The following is a 20,660-nucleotide window of genomic DNA, read 5'->3' as shown; positions in this document are numbered from 1 at the left end:
GCGCGGGGTGGGGACGGTGCGCTCGCGCGCACCGGGCCAGCCTAACGCACCCCTGCTCACCTCCCGGGGAGGCGTCCGGACAGGATGGGCGGCGGATAGTAGCACACCAGGGCGGTGGTAGACTGGATCCGACGAAAGGGACCTGTCACATGAACTTTGCCGTCGGCGAAACCGTCGTCTACCCCCACCATGGAGCCGCCCTCATCGAAGAGGTGAAGACCCGCACCATCAAGGGGCAGGAGCGCACCTACCTCAAGCTCAAGGTCGCCCAGGGCGACCTCACGATCGAGGTGCCCGCCGACAACGTCGACCTCGTCGGCGTGCGGGACGTCGTGGACAAGGAGGGGCTCGACGAGGTCTTCGAGGTCCTCCGCCAGCCCTACACGGAGGAGCCGACCAACTGGTCCCGCCGGTACAAGGCGAACGTCGAGAAGCTCGCCTCGGGCGATGTCAAGAAGGTGGCCGAGGTCGTGCGCGACCTGTGGCGCCGCGATCAGGACCGGGGGCTCTCGGCGGGCGAGAAGCGCATGCTCGCCAAGGCGCGGCAGATCCTCGTCTCCGAGCTCGCGCTCGCCGAGAAGACCGACGAGACCAACGCCGAGTCGATCCTCGACGAGGTCCTGGCCTCCTGAGCCGGCGCCCGCCGCCACCCCCGACATGCCCGTGACCTCCGTGCGGCCGCTCGTGCTCGCCCTCGAGCAGGGCGACCTCGTGGACGCCCCCGTGCCGGCCCTGCTGCCGCTCGGAGGGGTCACGCTGCTGGACCGCCTGCTGCTGAACCTCGGCGAGGCCTGCCCGGCGCCCGCGCTCGTGCTGACCCCGCCGTCCCATCTCGCCGCGGTCGCCCGCCTGCTCGGCGAGCGGGGCGAGGCGGTCCCGGCCGCCCCCGGCGGACGTCTGGCCGCCCTCGCGAGCGCGCTCGAGCATGCGGGCACGGCCGAGGCCGGCGCCCTCCTCGTGCACGACGCGAGCTGCGCCCTCACGCCGCCCGAGACGATCGAGGCGGTGCTCGAGGGCCTGACCGACGACGTGGACGCGGTCGCGCCGGGGGTCGCGGTCACCGACTCGGTCAAGGCGGACGCCCCGAGCGGCGGCCTGCACAACGTCGACCGGGACGGCCTGACCTCGCTGCAGTCCCCGCGACTGCTGCGACGGTCGCTGCTCGCCGAGGTGCTCGTGACCGACGCCGGCCCCGACGACGAGATCCTGCGGGCGCTCGCCCTCGGGGCGCGCGTGCGCCGGGTGCCGGGGAGCCATCGGGGTGAGCCGGTGAGCGACCGGCTCAGCCTGTGGCAGGCGCAGATCGCCCTCGGGCTCGCGCGCGACACCGTGCGCGCCCGGCCTCAGCCCTGAGGCTCAGCGGCGGCGGTTGCGCCACACCGCGACGACCTCGTCGGCCATCCGGCGGGGCTTGGACAGCAGACGGCCGGGCAGGCTCGTGGCCGAGGAGACCGGATGGTCGCGGAAGACGGAGGCGACCCGCCGGGGCTTGGTCGAGATGCGGTCGCGCAGATCCGGCAGGTAGCTGTCGCTCACGTCGAGCCGGGTCACGGCGCCGCAGTGGGTGCATACGATCTGGGTGACGAAGCGCCCGGCGTAGACCACCTCGTGCTCGGCCTCGCGATCGCACACGGTGCAGCGCAGGAAGCTCTCCTCGACCGCCATCACCGCTCCTGTCCCTCGCGCACGATCCGTGCCCTCCAGCCTACGTGGTCGCTCAGCCCCACCGCGGGACCAGCCGCTGGGCCGCGACGACGTCCTGGGCCAGCAGCAGGTCCTGGGCGTAGGTGATCTTGAAGTTGGTCTCCTCGCCGCGCACCCAGGTGGTCTCGATGTCCGTGTACTCCTGGGCGCACGACGCCGTGTCGGTCCCGACGAAGCCGTCGCGCGCCGCGGCCTCGTAGGCGTCGAGGATCTTGTCGGCCCGGAACCCCTGGGGGGTCTGGACCCGCAGCAGGGCGTGCGCACGCTCGGGCGGCAGGGCGAGGGTCGCGTCGGGGCCCGCCGCGGCGATGTCGTGCGCGGGGAGGGCGGGCACCGCTCCCCCGCTCTCCATGGCCGCGTGGAGCACCGCGGCCACGAGCCCGCGCGAGACGAGGGGGCGGGCGGCGTCGTGGATGAGCACGGTGTGCACGGCCCCGGCGTCGATCCGGTCGGCGAGGTGGCGCAGGGCCATCAGCTCGGACTCCTGGCGCGTGCGGCCCCCGCCGATCACCTCGACCCGCTGGCGCAGGCCGCGGTCGACGACTGCCTCGGCGTGGGCGCGGTCCTCGGGCCGCACCACGAACACGAGGGGGCCGATGCCCTCGACCGCCCCCATGGTCGCGAGGCCCCATCCGGCCAGGGCACGGCCGCCGAGCTGCAGGAACGCCTTGTTGATCTCGGCGCCCACTCGGCTGCCGGTCCCGCCCGCGAGCACGACGCCGGCGGCCAGGGCGGCGCGGGGCCGGCGCGAGCGGTGCCGATGCGGGGAGTTCACGCCGGAATACTAGCCGCGCGGGCCCCGCGCGCGGACGTCCCTGGATGCGACCGGCGCCACGTGGAACAATCGGGAGCCGGGCCCGGTCCCGACGAGGCGTCGCCGCCGGCGTGACACCCGGGGGCCCGGCATCCATCCACGAAGGAGGCACAGCATGCGCACCATCGCCGTCGTGTGCGGCGCGGGGGTGGCGACCTCCGCTCTCATCGCCTCACGGGTGCGCGAGCACCTCGACGCGGTCGACCGTCCGGCCCGCGTGGTCAGCGCGACCGTGATGGACCTGCTGTCGCCGGACTTCCGGGCCGACATCGTCGTCTCGACCGTGGAGATCCCGCCGGCCCTCGGCATTCCCGTCGTCTCCGGCATGCCGCTGCTGCTGCAGACCACGCCCGATGTCACGTTCTCCGACATCGACCGGTTGCTCGCCCAGCTCGACGGCCCGGCCTGACGCCGCCGGCGCCGGCCCGCGGGCCCGTGCCGCCGTCATCTCACCCTCCGTCCCGTCAGGAGACCCCATGACCTCGATCGGCCTGCCCCGCGTGGGCGTCGGCACCGACATCCACGCCTTCGCGCCCGAGGGCTCGGGCCGTCTGCTGTGGATCGCCGGGCTCTCGTGGCCCGGCGAGCGCGGGCTGAGCGGCCACTCGGACGCCGATGTCGCATGCCATGCCGCATGCGACGCGCTGCTGTCGGCGGCGGCCCTCGGGGACCTCGGCACCCACTTCGGCACCTCGCGCCCCGAGTGGGAGGGGGCCTCGGGCTGCGCCCTGCTCGCCGAGACCGCCCGCATCGTGCGCGAGTCGGGCTTCGACATCGGCAACGTCGCGATCCAGGTGATCGGCAACCGGCCGCGCCTCGCCTCGCGCCGCGCCGAGGCCACCGCGCTGCTGTCCGAGACGCTCGGCGCTCCCGTCGCGCTCGCCGGCACCACGACCGACGGGCTGGGGCTGACGGGGCGCGACGAGGGCATCGCCGCGATCGCGACCGCCGTCGTGGCGGTCCGCACGACGGGAGAGCGGGCATGAGCGTCCACGAGCACGAGGTCCGGGTCACCGCGAGCGTGACCGGGGACGCGACGGCCGCGCGACCCGAGGACGAGTCCGCCGCAGCGGCCCCCGTCCCGGAGGCCGTGGTGCCGCCGGCCGGCCCGACGCCCGCCGCCCCGCTCACGGCCCGTGACGTCGACGAGGCCCGCACCCGGCTCGGCGGCGTCGTACGCCGCACCCCCGTCGAGCTGTCCGAGCGGCTCTCGGAGATCGCGGGCACGCCCGTGTGGCTCAAGCGCGAGGACCTCCAGGCGGTGCGCTCGTACAAGCTGCGCGGGGCCTACCTGTTCATCGACTCCCTCGACGAGGAGCGACGCCGGGTCGGCGTGGTCGCGGCGAGCGCGGGCAACCACGCCCAGGGCGTCGCCCACGCGTGCCGGGCCCTCGGGGTCGACGCCCGCATCTACATCCCCTCGACCACGCCGCGGCAGAAGCGCGAACGGATCGTGGCGCTCGGCGGCGAGCGCGTCGAGCTCGTGATGACCGGGGACACCTTCGACGACGCCGCCGAGGCGGCCGCCGCCGACGTCGAGCGCTCGGGCGCGACCCTCGTGCCGCCCTTCGACTCCCCCGTCGTGATGGCCGGCCAGGGCACGGTCGTCGCGGAGGCCCTCGAGCAGATCCGCGAGGACAACGGCCGCGAGGTCTCGACGGTCGTGCTGCCCGTGGGCGGCGGCGGCCTGCTGGGCGGCAGCCTCGCATGGCTCGCCGAGCGCGACCCGGACCTCCACGTGGTGGGCGTCGAGCCGGCGGGAGCGGTCTCGATGGCGGCCGCGGTGCGCGCGGGGCGCCCCGTCGCCCTGCACGAGATGGAGCGCTTCGTCGACGGCGCGGCCGTGCGCCGCGTGGGCGCCGACCCGCTGCGCGTCGTGCTGCGCGAGCGGCCGGAGCTGATCGCCGTCGACGAGGGCGCGGTGTGCACCGAGATGCTCGCGCTCTACCAGACCGACGGGATCATCGCCGAGCCCGCGGGGGCGCTGGCCCCCGCGGCGGTCGCGACGGGGGCGGTGGCGCACGCCGCCGCCGACGCGGGCGAGGGCATCCTGGTCGTCATCTCGGGCGGCAACAACGACGTGTCCCGCTACAACGAGGTGGTCGAGCGCTCCCTCGTGCACGAGGGCCTCAAGCACTACTTCCTCGTGACCTTCCCCCAGGAGCCGGGGGCGCTCAGGCGCTTCCTGGACCAGGTGCTCGGCGAGGACGACGACATCGTGCTGTTCGACTACATCAAGCGCAACAATCGGGAGACGGGGCCGGCGCTCGTGGGCCTCGAGCTCGGGGCCACCGAGAACCTCGCCCCCCTGCTGGCGCGCATGGCCGCCTCCAACATGGAGATCGAGCGGGTGGACCCGGCGGGTCCGATGTACCGCTACCTCACGTGAGGCGGGGCCTCAGCTCCCGGCGGGGGTGCCGCGGCGCGCGGCCACGGCCGAGGCGACGATGTCGTCGAGCGTCTTGGTGCTCTTCCAGCCCAGCGTCTCGCGGATCCGCTCGTTCGAGCAGACCAGGCGGGCGGGGTCGCCCGCGCGGCGCGGCCCGATCTCGGGCGTGATCTGCTCGCCGGTCGCGCGGGAGATCGCGTCGAGCACCTCGAGCACGCTCGACCCGGTACCGGTGCCGACGTTGAACACGCGGTGGGGCCGCTCGTCGCCGCGCAGGTAGTCCAGCGCCGCGATGTGCGCCTCGGCCAGGTCCACGACGTGCACGTAGTCGCGGATGCAGGTGCCGTCCGGGGTGTCGTAGTCGTCGCCGAACACGATCGGCGCCGCGCCCCGGGCGAGCGCCTCGAGCACGATCGGCACGAGGTTCATGACCTGGGTGTCGGCGAGCTCGGGCCAGCCGGCGCCCGCGACGTTGAAGTAGCGCAGGGCGACGGTGCGCATGTCGTGGGCGCGCTCGGCGTCGGCGAGCATCCACTCCCCCACGAACTTCGTCTCGCCGTAGGGGTTGATGGGGCTCGGGGCGAGCTCCTCGGTCACGAGGTCGACGTCCGGGACCCCGTAGACCGCGGCCGAGGAGGAGAACACGACGTCCCGCACGCCCGCGTTCTCGCACGCGGAGAGCACGTTGGCCAGGCCACCGATGTTGTCGTGCCAGTACATCTCGGGGCGCTGCACGCTCTCGCCGACCTGCTTGTGGGCGGCGAAGTGGATCACGGAGTCCGCGCCCGAGGCCCGCAGGTGGAAGGCGATCTTCTCGGAGGCGTCGGGGCGGGTGACGTCGAGGGTCACGAGGTCGGCGCCCCGCGTGCGCTCCGCGAAGCCGGTCGAGAGGTCGTCGACCACGACGACCTCCTCGCCCCGCTCGATGAGCAGTCGCACCACGTGCGATCCGATGTACCCGGCGCCGCCTACCACGAGAGTCGTCATGGGCCCAGGGTATCGGACGGGCCCCGCGCCCGACGGGCCGATCCGCGTCAGCTCCAGGAGGTCGCGACCGGCCGTCCCTCGGCGTAGCCCGCGGCGCTCTGCAGGCCGATCACGGCCCGCTCGCGGAGCTCGTCGAGATCGCGCGCGCCCGCATAGGTGCACGAGGAGCGGACCCCCGCCGTGATCGAGTCGAGCAGGTCCTCGACGCTCCCGGCCCCGTCGGCGAGGTACATGCGCGAGGTCGAGATGCCCTCCTCGAACAGCGCCTTGCGAGCCCGCGAGAACGAGTCGTCGGCCGCCGTGCGCGAGGAGACGGCCCGTTTGGAGGCCATCCCGAAGTTCTCCTTGTAGCGCCGCCCGTTCTCGTCGACGTGGAGGTCCCCGGGGGACTCGAAGGTGCCCGCGAGCCACGAGCCGATCATGACGCTCGAGGCCCCCGCCGCGAGCGCGAGCGCGACGTCGCGCGGATGGCGCACGCCGCCGTCGGCCCAGATCCGGGCGCCGAGGCCGCGCGCCGCCTCGGCGCACTCCAGGACCGCCGAGAACTGGGGACGGCCCACGCCGGTCATCATGCGCGTCGTGCACATGGCGCCCGGGCCCACGCCGACCTTGACGATGTCGGCGCCGGCCTCGACCAGGTCGCGCGTGGCCTCGGCGGTCACGACGTTGCCGGCGGCCAGCCGGACCGACGTGGACGAGCGCTCCCCGATCTCGGCGCGCACGGCCCGCACCGCCTCGATCATGCGGTCCTGGTGCCCGTGGGCGGTGTCGAGCACGATCACGTCGGCCCCCGCGTCCACGAGGGCCCGGGCACGGGCGGGCGCGTCGACGTTGATGCCGACGGCGACCGCGATCAGCAGACGGCCCTGCCCGTCGACGGCCGGCGTGTAGATGGTCGAGCGCAGCACGCCGCGCGCGGTCAGCACGCCGCGCAGGGAGCCGTCGGCCTCGAGCACGAGGGCCGCCTCATGGTGGGTCGCGCCGATGCGGGCGTGGACCTGCGCGGGGTCGCCCGCGGCCTCCTCGGGGCTGAGCGTGAGGGGGTCGGTGACCATGACCTCCTCGACCGCCGTGAACGCGTCGCGGCCCGCGAGCTCCTGCTCGGAGACGACGCCGAGCGGGCGCCGGTCGGCGTCGATCACGACGACGAGGCCGTGGGCGCGCTTGGGCAGCAGCGCCCGCGCCTGGCCGACCGTGCCGGCGGGAGCGAGCGTGAGCGGGTGGTCGACGAGCACGTCGCGCCGCTTGACCAGGCGCACGATCTCGACGAGGCGCTCGAGGGAGAGGTCCTGCGGGAGCACGGCGAGGCCGCCGCGCCGTGCCATCGTCTCGGCCATGCGCTTGCCCGAGACGGCCGTCATGTTCGCCGCGATCACGGGGATCGTGGCGCCCGTGCCGTCGTCCGTGGCGAGGTCGACGTCGAAGCGGGAGGTCACCGCGGAGCGCGACGGCACGAAGAAGCAGTCGTCGTAGGTGAGGTCGGTCGCGGGGCTGTGCAGAAGGCGCATGGGTCCAGGGTACGAGGCCGCGGGCGCCCTGCCCTGCCCTGTCCGGTCGTGCCGCGCCGGGCCCGGCGCGGCACGACCCTCACGTCATCTTCACCGCATTGACGGGGTGGGCGGGCGGACGCTCCGTAGGATGGCGGCCATGACCGAGCACAACTCTGCCCGGAGACGCCCCCGCGTCCCGCGGGGACGGCACGCCGCAGCTCCGCGGTCCCGGCGCGCTTCCGAGGACTCCGCCCGCTCCGCGCGCGCCCACGCGTTCGGCGACGCCGCCGAGACGACCGATGTCGACGACGCCTGGGCGGACGCCTCGACCGCGCCCGCCGTCGAGGCCGAGGACGGCGACGGGGCCGACGAGGCGGCGGCGGCCGCGGGCCCCCGGGGCCGCCGCCGCGCCGAGGCCACGCCCGGCTCGCTCCCTCGCGCCGCGGGATGGACCGTGCTGACGACGATCCTGCCGGGCACCGGGCTGATCTCGACGCGCATGCGCGTGCTCGGCTGGGCCCTGCTGGCCGTCCTCGTGCTCGGCGTGGGCGGCCTCGTGGCCTGGGTCACGCTCGGCGATCCGCTCCCGACCCTGCTCCACCTGGTCTCGAGCCGCGGTGTCGTGATCGGCATCCTGGTCGCGGTGATCGTGGTCGGCCTGGTCTGGATGCTGCAGATCCTGCTGTCCAACGTCGCCCACAACACCAAGGAGCGTCTGCACGGTCCCCGGCGCGTCGTCTCGCTCGTGCTCGCGCTCGTGCTCATGGCGGGCGTCGCGACGCCGTTCGCGATGGGCGCCCAGCGCGTCTACGCCGCCCAGGGCCTGCTCGGCAACACGAGCGTGTTCGGCGGCACCGACGACGGCAGGATCGGCGGCGGCGCCGACCCGTGGGCCTCCACGGAGCGCATCAACGTGATGCTGCTGGGCCAGGACGCCGGCGCCGATCGCACGGGCACCCGCCCCGACACGATCATGGTCGCGTCGATCGACACCAAGACCGGCCGCACGGCCCTCTTTTCGCTCCCCCGCAACCTGCAGTACGTGCGCTTCCCGAAGGGGTCCGTCGAGGCCAAGCAGTTTCCCGAGGGCTTCGACGCCTTCGGCAAGGACGAGAACCTCATCAACGCCGTGTGGACCTGGGCCGACGACAACAAGGACCTGTACCCCGGCGACGACAACCCGGGACTGACCGCGACCACGCACGCCGTCGAGCAGACCACGGGGCTGTCGATGGACTACTACGCGATGGTCGACCTGCAGGGCTTCGAGGACCTCGTCAACGCCATCGGCGGGGTCGACATGAACGTCGAGCGGCGCATCCCGATCGGCGGCGGCATCAACCAGGCCACGGGCGGGAAGTACCCCATCACGGGATGGATCGAGCCCGGCTACCAGCACCTCGACGGCTACCACGCCCTGTGGTACGCACGCTCCCGGGAGGGCTCCGACGACTACAACCGCATGTGCCGCCAGCAGCGCATGGTGCGTGTCGTGAGCGAGGAGGCCGACCCGACGACGCTCGCGCTCGCGTTCCCCAAGCTCGTGACCGCGACCGAGAACAACATCCAGACCGACATCCCGCCGGGCCGGATCGACGCGTTCGTGACCCTCGCCCTGCGGGTCAAGGACGCCGGCTTCCAGTCCTACCCGCTCACGCGCGACATCGACGCCCCGGGCGAGGACAACTGGGGCAAGTACGGCCACCCGAACTGGGACTACATCCATCAGTGGGTGCAGGACTCAATCGCCGACTCGATGACCTCCACGACCGCGGTGTCGGTCAAGGGCGAGGACACGACCGCCGCGCCGGCGCCCGAGACGAGCGCCCCGGAGGAGAGCACCGCTCCCGCCGAGGAGGAGCCCACGACCGAGGCTCCCCCGGCCGAGGCGGACGATCCCACGGCCGACGCGACCGCGGACCCGCTGCAGTCCTGCATGCCCGGCGGCGAGTGAGGGCCCCGGGCCGGCTCAGTCGGTGAGCTGGAGCAGGGCGTTCTCGATCAGCTCGGGCAGCGCCGGGTGGATCCAGTACTGGGTGCGCGCGATGTCGGCGGCGGTCTGCCCCAGGCTCATGGCCTGGATCAGGATCTGGATCAGGACGGTCGCCTCGGCGCCCAGGAGGTGGGCGCCCAGGATCTCCCCGGTGTCCGCGTCCGCGATCACCTTGGCGAAGCCGGTCGTGTCCTCGAGCGCCCAGCCGTAGGCGATGCCCGCGTACTCCTGGCGGGCGACGCGGATCTGGCGGCCGCTCGCGCGCGCCTCCTCCTCGGTCATGCCGACCGCGGCGATCTGCGGATGCGTGAAGATGCCGCGGGGGGCGGGCATGGTGTCGCTGCGCCGCAGGTCCTCGGGGTGCAGGACGTTGTGACGCAGGATCCGCAGCTCGTGGTTGGCGACGTGCTTGAGCTGGAGCGGCGAGGAGAGGTCGCCGAAGGCCCACACGCCCTCGAGGACGCGCCCCGAGGTGTCGAGCACCCGCTGGTACGGGTCCACCCGCACGCAGCCGTCGTCGGCGGTCGCGATCCCGCCGGCCGCGACGTCGAGCAGGTCGGAGTTGGGGCGGCGCCCGGTGGCCACGAGCAGCTCCTCGGCCGCGATGGTGCGCTCGGCGCCGTCCACGGTCCCGACGAGCTCGACCCCGTCGGCGGTGCGGCGGGCCGAGGTCGCGGCGAAGCCGGTGACCACGTGGCAGCGCTCGGAGATCGCGGCGGTGAACGTCTCCGCGATGTCGGCGTCCTCGTGGCGCAGCAGCACCCCGGAGCGCGCGATGATCGTGACCTCGACGCCGAGCCCCGAGAGGATGTGCGCGAACTCGGCGGCGATCACGCCCGAGCCCAGGATGGCGATCGAGGCGGGCAGGCGGTCGATGCGCATGACCGTGTCCGAGGTGAGCGGTGCGGCCTCGGCGAGGCCGTCGACGGGCGGGAGCTCGGGCCGTGAGCCGGCGCCCAGCACGACCGTGTCGGCGGTGATCTGCTCGCGGCCGCCGTCGGCGAGGTCCACGACGAGGGCGCGGGGGCCCGTGAAGCGGGCCGTGCCGCGCAGCAGGGTGAGGTTGTCGTTGTCCGGGTGGTGGGCTCGGTAGTCGAGGCCGCCGCGGGAGATCGGGTCGATGCGCCCGAAGATGCGGTCGCGGATCGCGGGCCAGTCGACGCCGTCGAGGGTCTCGGCGACCCCGAAGCGCCCGGCCTCGCGCGGGGTCGCCGCGACGTCCGCGGTGTGCACGAACATCTTGGTGGGGATGCACCCGAGGTTCAGGCAGGTGCCGCCGAAGACGTGGTCGGGGCCGACGCCGCGGTCGATGTAGACGATGCTGCGGTCGGCGAGCTCGGGGCCGGGGAAGGAGTTGCCGGAGCCGGAGCCGATGAGGGCGATGTCGTAGTGGGTCACGCCCGCAGGGTACGCGGACTCACGCCGACGGGGCGGCCGTCTCGCCCTCGGCGGATGCGGAGGCGGCCTGCTGCGCGCGCTGTCCGGCCTGCGCCTCGCGGTCGGCCTCGAGGCGCTCGAAGAATCTCGCGTCGCCCTCGGTGATCGGGTCGAGCGGGACCACCACGACGGGCCGGTGCTGGCGGTGGGCGAGCTGGGCGGCGACCGAGCCGTTGAGGGCCTCGCGCAGCGCGCCGCGCATGCCCTCGCGCGTGCCGAGCACGATCATGAGGGCGTCGAGCTCCTCGGCCATGTCGGACAGCTCGGGTGCGGGACGGCCGGTGGCCAGGCGCTCGTGCCAGACGATGCCACGCGGACGGGTCACGGAGTCGATCATGGCGACCAGGTCGGGGACGAAGGACCGTTCCTCCTCCTGCTCGGGCGTCAGATCGGCCATCGTCACGAGGTAGCCCGAGGGGGTCTCCCCCATCGTGAAGGGGTCGGCGTCGATGGCCGCGCACGTCAGCTCGGCGTCGAAGTGCTCGGCGTACCAGGCCGCGGTCGCGACCACATGCCGGGTGCGGGGGCCCGCCACCCCCACCAGGATCTGCTTCTTCTGCGTCCGTCGCACCGTCTCATCCATGGTTCTCGTGTCCTTTCCGTGCTTCTGCCTCTATGAGACACCCGCGCGGGCCCGAACGGGGAGAGGGAGGTCCTGGTGACCGATCCCGTCGCCGGTCAGGCGCGGTCGCTCGGCTCCTCGTCGGCCTCGTACCAGTCGGGCAGCGGCTGCAGCTCGAGGCGCGTCGGGTCGTCGGGCCGCGGAAGGGTGAGCACGGCCCGTGTGACGATCGGGTTGCGCTCGAGGTCGTCCTCGATGGCCTGCAGGTGCGCGGCGAGCTCGCCCTCGGGGAGGTCGCCGACCAGGTCCACCCCCGCGACCACGAAGATGCGGTCGGGGCCCACCCACTCGGTGTGCAGGAAGCTCACGCGTTCGACGTCGCGATGGGAGAGCAGGGCACCGAGGATCGTGCGCATGCCGAGCGGCGAGGCGTCCTCCCCCGTCAGGAACGAGGAGTTGCGGGCGATGAGGAAGATCGCGACGATGCCGAGCAGCACGCCGACGAGGATCGAGCCGAGGGCGTCCCACAGGGGGTTGCCCGTGAGCTGGTGGGCCAGGAGCGCCGCGGCGGCGATGCCGATGCCGATGAGCGCCGCGAAGTCCTCGGCGAACACGGCGCGCAGCATCGGGTTGGGGGTCAGCCCCAGGTAGCGCAGGGCGCTCACCCGGCTGAGGGCGGCTCCACGCCGGGCCTGGCGCACGGACTGCAGGAACGAGAAGCCCTCGAGCACGAACGAGAGCGCCAGCACGAGGTAGGCCCACGTGTAGGAGACGCCCTCCTCCTCGGGGGCGCCGAGGGACTGGATCCCGTGCCACACCGAGACGGCGGAGCCGACCGCGAACAGGCCGATCGCCGCGAACATCGCCCACACGTACCCGGCGCGCCCGTAGCCGAGCGGATGGCTCGCATCGGGCTCCTTGCCCGCGCGGCGCTCCCCGATCAGCAGGAAGATCTCGTTGCCGGTGTCGGCCCACGAGTGGAACGCCTCGGCGATCATCGACGCGGAGCCGGTGATGATCCCGACCACCGTCTTGGCGATCGCGACCAGGAGGTTGGCCGCGAACGCGATGACGACGGTGACCAGGGATCCTGATCCGCCCTCCTCGGAGAGGTGGGCGTGTTCGGCGGGGCTGCTCATGAGGTGACCTGTCGGGACGGGGACGGGGAGGCGCGGACCGCACGGCGGGGCGGGCCGGTGCTCATTGTCGCGCTCACGCCCCAGGCGCGGCGAGCGGGGCGAGCGTGTCGGGGTCGACGGGGACCAGTCGCACGAGGGCTCCCGGCGGCAGCTGCGCGGCGAGCGGGAGGTCGTCGTCGACGACGACGCCGACCACCGGGTAGCCGCCGGTCACCGGGTGGTCGGCCAGGAACAGCACGGGCTCGCCGGAGGGCGGGACCTGCACGGCTCCGGTGACGACGCCCTCGCTCGCGAGCTCGCCGGGCCGGCGCGGGAGCGGCCGCCCGCCCGGCCCGGGGCGCAGGCGCACGCCCACCCGGTCGGCCTGCGTCGAGACCCGCCAGTCCAGGCCCGCGAGCACGGCGAGCGCGTCGCCGTCCCAGTCCTCGCGGATCCAGTCCTCGCGCGGCCCGAGCACGAGGCGCAGCGGGGTCGTGCCGCCCGCGACGGGCAGCGTGCGCGCGGGAGCGGGGGCGCCGGCGACCGCCGCGAGATGCGCGGTCGGCCCGATCCCCACCCGGGTGCCCGCGAGCAGCGGGGCGGGGCCGAGGCCCGAGAGGGTGTCGGACGCGCGGCTGCCGAGCTCGGCGGCGACCTCGACCCCGCCGCGCACCGCGACGTACGTGCGCAGCCCCGCGTGGGGCGCGCCGAGGCGCAGGGTCTCGCCGTCGTCGAGTCCGACGGCGCGCCGCGGCGGGGCCGATCGGGCGGTTCCGTCGGCCCCGGTGATCGTGCCGGGTGCGTCGGCGCCGGTGAGCGCGAGGACGAGCGGGCCGCGGGCGCGCAGCACGAGGCCGCCGAGCAGGGTCTCGAGCACGGCCGCCGTGGCGGGGTTGCCGACGAGGCGGTTGGCGGCGCGGGCGCTCGGGAGGTCCACGGCTCCCGAGGGCGGGACACCGAGGTCGGCGGCTCCGGGCCGTCCGAGGTCCTCGACGAGGGTCAGCAGCCCCGGGTCCTCGACCTCCAGGGCAGGAGCCGTCGCCGGCACCGGCGTGCGGTCGGCGGGCGGTGCGGCGGGTGGCCGACGCAGACGGGCGGAGGCGCGCACGGCGCGGTAGCGGACGCGATCGCCGGGGCGCACGAGCGCCGGAAAGGGACGGGAGAGGTCCCACATCGCGGCCGGGGTCCGGCCCAGCAGCTGCCAGCCGCCCGGTGAGCTGCGAGGGTAGACGGCCGAGAAGCGCCCGGCGACGGCCACGGAACCCGCGGGGACCGCGGTGCGAGGGCTGTCGCGTCGCGGCACGTCGAGGTCCCAGAGGCGCTCCGTCTCGCTCGCGCAGTAGGTGAAGCCCGGTGCGAAGCCGCCGAAGGCGCCGCGCCACGGGGCCGCGGTGTGGGCGGCGACGAGCGTCTCCGGCTCCATGCCGAGCGCATGGGCGAGGTCGTCCAGGTCCTCGCCGTCGTAGACGACGTCGATGTCGACGGTCCTCGGCGTCTCCTGCCGCCCGCCGCCGGTCGCGAGCGTGGGGAGGACCGATGCGGCGGCGAGCGCGTCGGCGCGCCGGACGAAGGAGACGAGCATGGTCTCGGCGGCCGCGAGCACCTCGGTCTGCCCGGCCAGCGGCGCGGCGCGCAGGCGGGCGTGCAGGGCGAGCACGTCCGGCAGGTCGCGGCCCGCGACCAGGAGGGCGCGCGTCCCGACCCGGCGGAGCTCGCGGGCACGCACGGCGCTCACGCGAACGCGCGGATCTCGACGCCGGCCGCGGTGAGCGCCGCGCGCACGGCGGCGGCCATCGCGACCGCGCCCGGGGAGTCGCCGTGCACGCAGATCGAGGCGGCGTCGATGCGGATCTCGGTGCCGTCCCGCGCGAGCAGCGTGCCCCGCGACGCGAGGCGCACCATGCGCTCGGCCACCGCGTGCTCGTCGTGCAGCACCGCGCCGGGCTCCCGGCGGGGGACGAGGGTGCCGTCGCTCCGGTAGGCGCGGTCGGCGAAGGCCTCGGCGACGGCCCTGAGCCCCGCGGCCCGGGCGCGCTCGAGCGCGACGGATCCCGGGAGGAGCAGGAGCGGCAGGTCGCCGCCGAAGGCGCGGACCGCGTCGACCACGGCGCGGGCGTGCTCCTCGTGGTGCACGATCGTCGTGTACAGCGCGCCGTGGGGCTTGACGTAGCGGACGGCGCCGCCGGCGGCGCGGGCCACGGCCTCGAGGGCGCCCATCTGGTACAGGACGTCGTCGGCGAGCTCGCGGGGCGAGCAGTCGAGGAAGCGCCGGCCGAAGCCCGCGAGGTCGCGGTAGGCGACGTGGGCGCCGATGGTGACGCCGGCGGCGACCGCCTCGCGGCAGGTCTCGGCCATCGTCGAGGGGTCCCCGGCATGGAAGCCGCACGCGATGCTGGCCGAGGAGACGGAGCGGAACATCGCGGCGTCGTCCCCCATCGTCCAGCTCCCGAACGCCTCCCCCACGTCGCTGTTCAGGTCGATGTGCGCAGGTGCTGGCATGGCGGTCCTCCGGGTGCAGGGTGTCGCTCCAGCATGGCCCAGGCCCGGGCGGTGTTCAACGCGGGAGGATCCGCCCGTCCTCGACGCGTACGACGGCATCGGCGTCCCGCAGCGTCTCGAGACGATGGGCGATCACGACCGTCGAGGCGCCCAGGCCCCGCACCGAGCGCACGACGCGCTCCTGGGTGTGGGGGTCCTGGTGGCTCGTGGCCTCGTCGAGCACGAGCACGGCGCCGCTGAGCCCTCCCGGCGCCTGCGCGGCGCGCAGCAGGGTGCGCGCGAGGGCGAGCCGCTGACGCTCGCCCCCGCTCAGGGCCGTCCGCGCGGCCCGACTACGCGGTCGAGCGGCAGTTCGCAGCAGGCGCGCGCGAGGGCCTCGCGCAGCTGGGCGTCGGGGGCGAACGGCGCGGCCAGGCGCAGGTTCTCGGTGACGCTCGCGTCCTGCAGGAACGGCTCCTGGTCGGCGACGGCCACGAGGCGCCGGACCTGGCCCGATCCGAGCTCGCGCGCGTCGACGCCGCGCACGAGCACGCGCCCGGCGCCCGGATCGCGGTGGCGCTGGAGCAGCCGGGCGATCGTGGACTTCCCCGATCCGGTGGGGCCGGTGACCCCGAGCGTGGCGCCGGGGTCGAGCAGCAGGTCGACGTCGTCGAGCACGGGGGCGCTGCGCCCCGGGTACCCGAACACGACGTGCTCGAGGGCCGCGGCCGCCGTGCCCGGGCGGTCCGGGGCACCCGGTAGGGCACGCGGAGCGTCCGGCTCGACGACCTCGGGAGCGGCCTGGGCGAGCTCGCGCACCCGGCGCGCGGCCGCGAGGCCCGCGGGCAGGGACCGGGCGAGCCGCTCGAGCGTGTCGAGCCCCGAGGCGGTGCCGGGCACGAGGGCTGCCGCGGCGAGCACGCCGGGCAGGGCCGCCGGCATCGCGGGGGCCGAGGTCGCGAGGCCGACGAGCAGCACGAGCAGCGTCCCGCCCCAGACCCGGAGGACCGTGGCCCCGGCCCGCGCCCCGGCGCGGTGGGACTGGGCGGTGAGCACCCGGCCCAGTGCGGCGTCGAGGGCTCCCAGTCCCGCGAGCCGGGCGGAGAGCGTCCCGGCTCCGCGGATCACCTCGGTCAGGCGCAGGGAGTCGGCCACGTGCTGGGCGAGGTCGGAGCGGAGGCGCCCCGCCTCGCGCGCCGCGTCCCGGTCGCGGCGTCGGCCGAGGACGGGCACGATCCAGCCGGCGGCGAGCACGACGGCGAGCGCGAGGGCGGCGGGCGCCCCGGCGAGGCCGCCCGCGACCGCGACGGCCGCCGCGGGGATCAGCACGGCGCTCACGGCGGGCGCGATGGTGTGGGCGAAGAACACCTCGATCCGGTCGACGTCGTGCACGGCGACGTCGAGCACTCGGGCCGCGCCGCGGGTGTCGGTCACCGCGGGGGCCTGCGGGATCAGCCCCTCCATGACCCAGATGCGCAGCTCGCCGAGCAGGGTGAAGGCCGCGAGGTGGCCCGTGAGCTGCTCGACGTAGCGCAGCGCGGCCCCGAGCAGCACGACCAGGACGAGGCCTGCGAGGGCGACCAGCGCGAGGCGCGCCGTTCCGGGCGTGCCCCGCCCCGTGAGCATCTGCCCCACCGTCCAGGCGGGCAGCGCGAGGGCGGTCGCGAGCGCGGCGTGGCCGCACAGGCGGGCGAGCACCGAGATCGCGAGCACGCCCGTGGACGGCGCCGCGAAGCCCAGGAGCCAGCGGATCTGGTTCATGCGGTCTCCGTCCGAGCGGCTCATCGCCGACCTCGGCGGCTGAGGGGCCGCACGACATCCGGGCGGACGCCTGGGGATCGGCGCTCGAGGGCGGGCGGCGTCAGGGCAGTCGGTCAGGGCGTGCGGAGTGCGAGCGTCGCCGCGAGCGTGGTCCGCACGCGCTCGGAGATCCCGTCGGGCGAGGCCGGCTCGAACTTGTCGTCGAGATACAGGCAGGCGAGCCCGTGGACGAGGGCCCACAGGCCCGTGGTCGTGGCGGCCGGCTCGTCGATCCCGAAGGCCCGGTGCACGCCGGCGTCGAGATACGCGTGGATGCTCCGCGTCGCGTCGCGTCGTCCGGGATCACCGCGCTGGCCGCGTTCGCCGAACATGACCCGGAAGAGGCCGGGCCGCTCGAGGGCGAAGCGCACGTAGGCGACGCCGAGCTCGGCGAGCTCCTCGGCGCTCGCGGGCCTCGGGCACGCGGCGACCAGGGTGTCCAGGAGGTCGCGGAACCCGACGGCGGCGACCGCCGAGAGCAGGGCCGGCCGATCGGGAATTGGCGATAGGGCGCGGCGCTCGAGACCCCCGCCTGGCGGGCGACCGCGCGGATCGAGAGGTCGGCGCCGCCGTCGGCGTCGAGCATCTCGACGGCGGTGTGGACGAGGGTGGCCGGGAGGTCCCCGTGGTGATAGCTCGACGTCCCCCCGCTCACAGCTGGACTGTAGCAAGGGCTGGACCGGTGCCCACCCAGAAGTAGTACCATTTTCGTACTAGATGTCGAGGGGCCGGAGGTTCCGCCATGGATGTGACCGTCTTCGGAGCGGCGGGGCCCACGGGCCTGTGGGTCTGCCGCCTCGCCCTGGCCGCCGGGCACCGCGTGACCGCGGTCAGCCGACGGGCCGACCCGCTCCCGCTGCCGCCCCAGGAGCGGCTGACCACCGTGCGCGCCGACGTCGTCCGCCGGACCGGCGTGGCCGAGGCCGTCGAGGGGCCGGCGCCGTGCTGTCCGCGCTCGGCGCGCCCTACGGCCGCCGCCCGATCGACGTCTACTCGCGCGGCACCTCCGCGATCGTCGCCGCGATGCGCGAGCGGGCGCGCGGCCGACGCCTCGTCGTCGTGAGCTCCGGCCTGACGTACGCGCCGCCGCGCGGCAACCTGGCCGCCGACCTCCTGCTCTTCCCGCTGCTGCGGCACGTGGTCGGCAGGACGCTGTACCGGGACATGCGCGCGATGGAGGAGGAGCTGCGGGACGCGCCGGACATCGCGTGGACGATCATGCGGCCCGGCAGGCTCATCGACGCCGAGGCCGTGTCCGCCTATCGGCTCGACCGCGACCACCCCTCTCAGGGTTGGACCACGCGCCCCGACCTCGCAGCGGCCATGGTCGCGCAGCTCGAGAGCCAGGACGACGTCCACGCCGCCGTCGCGCCGACGACCGATCGCCGGGCGCGACGGTGACCGCCGGGTCCGCGCAGGTGCGCGAAGAGATCCGGCGGCTTCGCATCGAGCTCGAGATCGCAAACGACGCGGTGGCCGCCGCGGCAGGGCTCACCCCGCGCGACTTGGACGTGCTCGACGTGATCGACCGCGAAGGACCGTGCTCCCCGACGTGGCTGGCCGAGCGCACCGGGCAACGGCGCGCCACCCTCACGTCGGTGCTGCACCGCTTGGAGGGTGACGGGTGGATCAGCCGTCGCCCCGATCCGGCCGACGGGCGGTCGGCGATCCTGGACTCGACCGACCGCTTCGACGAGCTGCGGGCGCTCTATGCCCCGCTCGACGCGGTCGGGGACCGTCTGGCTGCGAAGCTCACCGCGGCCGAGCTGGCCGTGGTCGCGCGAGCGCTCGCGCTCATCGCCGACCACGTGCACGACGCGGCCGGCGATGACGGGAGGTCGGTGACGTAGGAACGTCAGCCGGCCTGGGCCAGAGACGCGGTCAGGAGCCGACGGCGACGACCTCGACGGGGATGTTGCCGCGCGTGGCCTTGGAGTACGGGCAGAGCTCGTGCGTACGGTCGACGAGCTTCTGCGCCGTCTCCTGGTCCACGCCGGGCAGGGTCACCGTGAGCTTGACGCTCAGTCCGAAGCTCTCGCCCTCCTTGCCGATCCCGACCTCGGAGTTCACGACCGACGTCGAGGTGTCGATCTTCAGCTCCTTGCCGGCCAGGCCCAGCGCGCCCTGGAAGCAGGCGCCGTAGCCGACCGCGAAGAGCTGCTCGGGGTTGGTGCCGCCACCGGGGCCGCCCATCTCCTTGGGAGTGCGCAGGTCGACGTCGAGCACCTTGTCGTCCGAGGTGCCGTGGCCGTCGCGGCCGCCGGTGATCTCGGCCTTGGCCGTGTAGGCGATGCTGTCGGGGGTGTTCATGGCATGTCTCCTCATCGTCGTGTGCGTCTTGTCGTGCGCGCCGCGCGCGGGCGGGGCCCGCCTGAGGCGCCTCCTCTCGAGTATTGCCACTTCGGCTGTCGGAGTCCATGGGGGTGAGCGGGGGCGACCCGAGTCAGCGCGGCGGTCGACCGCGGGCCGACCGATCAGCTGCGGGCTCTCGCCATGATCTCGGCGATCACGTCGGACGTCGCTTCTGGACTCCGCCGAAGAGCTGGGGCTCCGTGGCGTCCGCGCACCGGCGTCGTGGGGTCGTCGAGCTGCTCATGCGCCGAGGGGATCGGCCGGGCAGGCGTACCGGATCGTCCCCGGCGGTGGTGCGCAGCGTTCTTTCAGTATGCAGACCTCGTCACCACGCAGGAACAGTCGGGTGCGAGCTGCAGATACGTGCCCTCCCCCAGGTCGACCTGCCGTCCGACCACCGACCGGTGGAAGAGACGTCGCAGCGTGACGGGCGACCAGTCCTCCCGGAGGCACTTGTCGGCGAGGGTCGTACAGCGGGTCACGTCATCAGGTTCGAGGCCGTCGGCCATCTCGGACTCGTCGATGTCGAACCACGAATACTCACCGACCGCGAACTCGACATGGCCTTCGCGAAAGGTGAAGGTCGCCGCCCTCGCCGCGCCCTCCTTTCTGCGGAGCGTCAGATCCGCCCCTCGCTCCGTCATCTGCAGGTCGCAGACCAGCCCCCTCTCGCGCGCCGCCGTCGCCACCGCGGCCGCGTACACGGTCATGTACTCCGCTTGCGGGTTCGTCTGCGGCCGTCCCGCGTTGTCGGGACCCCTCCCCATGCGCCGCCCTTTCGCGGCGCGCACAGCGGACCTCCACATGCGCCGGCCCTCCCGAGGACGCAGTCCGTGCTCCACCACAGTGCTCCCCCCCCCCTTCGCCGAGCCGCTCCGAGCCACACCCTGCCTCGTACAGGCCGTGAATGCCTCACAGCTCCTTGACCAGAATCTCGTTCGCCTCGAGCGCGTGCACGGGCTCTCCGTCGTCTCCGACCCAGTCGTACTCGCTCACGTCCACCACGCCCGTCGCCCGGTAGCCGAGCTTGAGGTAGAGACGTCGGGCATCTCGGTTGTCCTCGGCGACGCCGACCGCGATCATCGGCACGCCGCGCCGTCGGGCCAGGTTCTCTGCGACTCCGATCAGCTCCGTGCCGACGCCGCGCCCGCGTGCCCCCTCGCGCACGTGGAGATGATTGAACTCCACCGCCTGGGGGAACGTTCGCCGGGCGTTCTCGTCCACGCATCCCGACCACTGGATCACCCCCGAGCCCAGCGGCTCGGCCCCCTCCCATGCGGCCAGGTGGGTGGCTCTGCCGTGAGCCGTCTGAGCGTGGTGGGACTCGTGGACCGATCCCGGCAACGGCCACGATCGGATCAGCAGGTCGAGGTCCGTGTCATCGACATCGCGAACGTCCATGCTTCGCCCTTTCGTCGCAGAAGAGGCACGGTAGCAGCCGTCAGCCCTCACGCTTGAGGCGCTGTGGGACGGTCCCTCGTCTGCAGAGCCGTCCAATCGGCGCCTCCGAATGCCCGGCCTTCCAGGCGAGCACAT

Annotated in this window: 22 protein-coding genes and 1 pseudogene; 8 read left to right on the top strand and 15 right to left on the bottom strand. The window is 74.3% G+C overall.

Annotated features, from left to right (window positions below; all coding sequences use genetic code 11):
- Positions 1-149: 149 nt before the first annotated feature.
- Together BRM3_RS07015 and BRM3_RS07010 are read left to right on the top strand one after the other, a co-directional pair.
- A complete protein-coding gene (locus BRM3_RS07015; protein ID WP_263595336.1) occupies positions 150-632 on the top strand; it encodes a CarD family transcriptional regulator in 483 nt (160 codons plus the stop codon).
- Between the two features lie 25 nt (positions 633-657).
- Positions 658-1,353: a 2-C-methyl-D-erythritol 4-phosphate cytidylyltransferase gene (locus BRM3_RS07010; RefSeq protein ID WP_263595335.1), complete on the top strand. Its 696-nt coding sequence runs from the start codon at positions 658-660 to the stop codon at positions 1,351-1,353.
- A gap of 3 nt (positions 1,354-1,356) precedes the next feature.
- Here the strand turns inward: BRM3_RS07010 and BRM3_RS07005 are convergent, their stop codons facing one another.
- Positions 1,357-1,665, bottom strand: coding sequence for a hypothetical protein (locus BRM3_RS07005; protein WP_263595334.1), 309 nt, complete (start codon positions 1,663-1,665; stop codon positions 1,357-1,359).
- A 52-nt stretch (positions 1,666-1,717) separates the two neighbouring features.
- Positions 1,718-2,479: an IspD/TarI family cytidylyltransferase gene (locus BRM3_RS07000; RefSeq protein ID WP_263595333.1), complete on the bottom strand. Its 762-nt coding sequence runs from the start codon at positions 2,477-2,479 to the stop codon at positions 1,718-1,720.
- A gap of 154 nt (positions 2,480-2,633) precedes the next feature.
- Here BRM3_RS07000 and BRM3_RS06995 point away from each other — a divergent pair, with 154 nt between their 5' ends.
- The 3 genes from BRM3_RS06995 (at position 2,634) to ilvA (ending at position 4,907) form a co-directional block, all read left to right on the top strand.
- A complete protein-coding gene (locus tag BRM3_RS06995; RefSeq protein ID WP_263595332.1) occupies positions 2,634-2,927 on the top strand; it encodes a PTS sugar transporter subunit IIB in 294 nt (97 codons plus the stop codon).
- A 67-nt stretch (positions 2,928-2,994) separates the two neighbouring features.
- A complete protein-coding gene (ispF, locus tag BRM3_RS06990) occupies positions 2,995-3,504 on the top strand; it encodes a 2-C-methyl-D-erythritol 2,4-cyclodiphosphate synthase (protein WP_263595331.1) in 510 nt (169 codons plus the stop codon).
- A complete protein-coding gene (ilvA, locus tag BRM3_RS06985; RefSeq protein ID WP_263595330.1) occupies positions 3,501-4,907 on the top strand; it encodes a threonine ammonia-lyase IlvA in 1,407 nt (468 codons plus the stop codon). Before ispF ends, ilvA begins: the two co-directional genes overlap by 4 nt.
- Before the next feature lie 9 nt (positions 4,908-4,916).
- On the opposite strand, the gene galE is transcribed toward ilvA, so the two are convergent.
- Positions 4,917-5,894 carry a UDP-glucose 4-epimerase GalE gene (gene galE, locus BRM3_RS06980; RefSeq protein WP_263595329.1) on the bottom strand — a complete coding sequence of 326 codons (978 nt, stop codon included), beginning with the start codon at positions 5,892-5,894 and terminating at the stop codon, positions 4,917-4,919.
- Between the two features lie 47 nt (positions 5,895-5,941).
- Positions 5,942-7,402 (bottom strand): GuaB1 family IMP dehydrogenase-related protein, encoded by a 1,461-nt coding sequence (locus BRM3_RS06975; RefSeq protein ID WP_263595328.1) that lies wholly within the window; start codon positions 7,400-7,402, stop codon positions 5,942-5,944.
- 139 nt (positions 7,403-7,541) lie between these two features.
- On the opposite strand from BRM3_RS06975, the gene BRM3_RS06970 reads away from it, so the two are divergent.
- Complete coding sequence (locus BRM3_RS06970) at positions 7,542-9,338, top strand: LCP family protein (RefSeq protein ID WP_263595327.1); 1,797 nt, start codon at positions 7,542-7,544, stop codon at positions 9,336-9,338.
- A gap of 15 nt (positions 9,339-9,353) precedes the next feature.
- On the opposite strand, the gene BRM3_RS06965 is transcribed toward BRM3_RS06970, so the two are convergent.
- The 8 genes from BRM3_RS06965 to BRM3_RS06930 form a co-directional block, all read right to left on the bottom strand.
- Entirely contained in the window at positions 9,354-10,775 is a 1,422-nt protein-coding gene (locus BRM3_RS06965; RefSeq protein ID WP_263595326.1) for a mycothione reductase, read from the bottom strand.
- Positions 10,776-10,794: 19 nt separating this feature from the next.
- Complete coding sequence (locus tag BRM3_RS06960) at positions 10,795-11,397, bottom strand: universal stress protein (RefSeq protein WP_263595325.1); 603 nt, start codon at positions 11,395-11,397, stop codon at positions 10,795-10,797.
- Between the two features lie 95 nt (positions 11,398-11,492).
- Positions 11,493-12,515 carry a cation diffusion facilitator family transporter gene (locus BRM3_RS06955; protein ID WP_263595324.1) on the bottom strand — a complete coding sequence of 341 codons (1,023 nt, stop codon included), beginning with the start codon at positions 12,513-12,515 and terminating at the stop codon, positions 11,493-11,495.
- Between the two features lie 73 nt (positions 12,516-12,588).
- Positions 12,589-14,229 (bottom strand): 5-oxoprolinase subunit B/C family protein, encoded by a 1,641-nt coding sequence (locus BRM3_RS06950; protein ID WP_263595323.1) that lies wholly within the window; start codon positions 14,227-14,229, stop codon positions 12,589-12,591.
- The gene (locus BRM3_RS06945; RefSeq protein WP_263595322.1) at positions 14,226-14,993 is read right to left on the bottom strand and encodes a LamB/YcsF family protein; all 768 of its coding nucleotides are present in this window, start codon (positions 14,991-14,993) and stop codon (positions 14,226-14,228) included. The genes BRM3_RS06950 and BRM3_RS06945 overlap by 4 nt, the downstream gene beginning before the upstream one ends.
- A 55-nt stretch (positions 14,994-15,048) precedes the next feature.
- Complete coding sequence (locus BRM3_RS06940) at positions 15,049-15,222, bottom strand: P-loop NTPase family protein (protein WP_263595321.1); 174 nt, start codon at positions 15,220-15,222, stop codon at positions 15,049-15,051.
- An 80-nt stretch (positions 15,223-15,302) separates the two neighbouring features.
- Positions 15,303-16,733, bottom strand: a complete 1,431-nt coding sequence (locus tag BRM3_RS06935; protein ID WP_263595320.1) for an ATP-binding cassette domain-containing protein — start codon at positions 16,731-16,733, stop codon at positions 15,303-15,305.
- 113 nt (positions 16,734-16,846) lie between these two features.
- The gene (locus BRM3_RS06930) at positions 16,847-17,143 is read right to left on the bottom strand and encodes a TetR-like C-terminal domain-containing protein (protein WP_263595319.1); all 297 of its coding nucleotides are present in this window, start codon (positions 17,141-17,143) and stop codon (positions 16,847-16,849) included.
- A gap of 371 nt (positions 17,144-17,514) precedes the next feature.
- On the opposite strand from BRM3_RS06930, the pseudogene BRM3_RS06925 reads away from it, so the two are divergent.
- Positions 17,515-18,173 (top strand): annotated as a pseudogene (locus BRM3_RS06925) (NAD(P)-dependent oxidoreductase).
- Positions 18,170-18,622 (top strand): MarR family winged helix-turn-helix transcriptional regulator, encoded by a 453-nt coding sequence (locus BRM3_RS06920; RefSeq protein ID WP_263595317.1) that lies wholly within the window; start codon positions 18,170-18,172, stop codon positions 18,620-18,622. Before BRM3_RS06925 ends, BRM3_RS06920 begins: the two are co-directional and overlap by 4 nt.
- 31 nt (positions 18,623-18,653) lie before the next feature.
- On the opposite strand, the gene BRM3_RS06915 is transcribed toward BRM3_RS06920, so the two are convergent.
- The 3 genes from BRM3_RS06915 to BRM3_RS06905 all read right to left on the bottom strand — a co-directional run bounded on the left by BRM3_RS06915 (position 18,654) and on the right by BRM3_RS06905 (position 20,525).
- On the bottom strand, positions 18,654-19,082 hold the full coding sequence (locus BRM3_RS06915) for an organic hydroperoxide resistance protein (RefSeq protein WP_263595316.1): 429 nt from the start codon (positions 19,080-19,082) through the stop codon (positions 18,654-18,656).
- Positions 19,083-19,432: 350 nt separating this feature from the next.
- Positions 19,433-19,834, bottom strand: coding sequence for a hypothetical protein (locus tag BRM3_RS06910; protein WP_263595315.1), 402 nt, complete (start codon positions 19,832-19,834; stop codon positions 19,433-19,435).
- 202 nt (positions 19,835-20,036) lie between these two features.
- Positions 20,037-20,525 (bottom strand): GNAT family N-acetyltransferase, encoded by a 489-nt coding sequence (locus BRM3_RS06905; RefSeq protein WP_263595314.1) that lies wholly within the window; start codon positions 20,523-20,525, stop codon positions 20,037-20,039.
- Positions 20,526-20,660: the final 135 nt, after the last annotated feature.

This window comes from Brachybacterium huguangmaarense (assembly GCF_025725725.1).
Taxonomy (GTDB): Bacteria; Actinomycetota; Actinomycetes; order Actinomycetales; family Dermabacteraceae; genus Brachybacterium; species Brachybacterium huguangmaarense.
The sequence above is the reverse complement of the archived record's forward strand: the minus strand, read 5'-3'. Positions and strand labels throughout refer to the sequence as shown.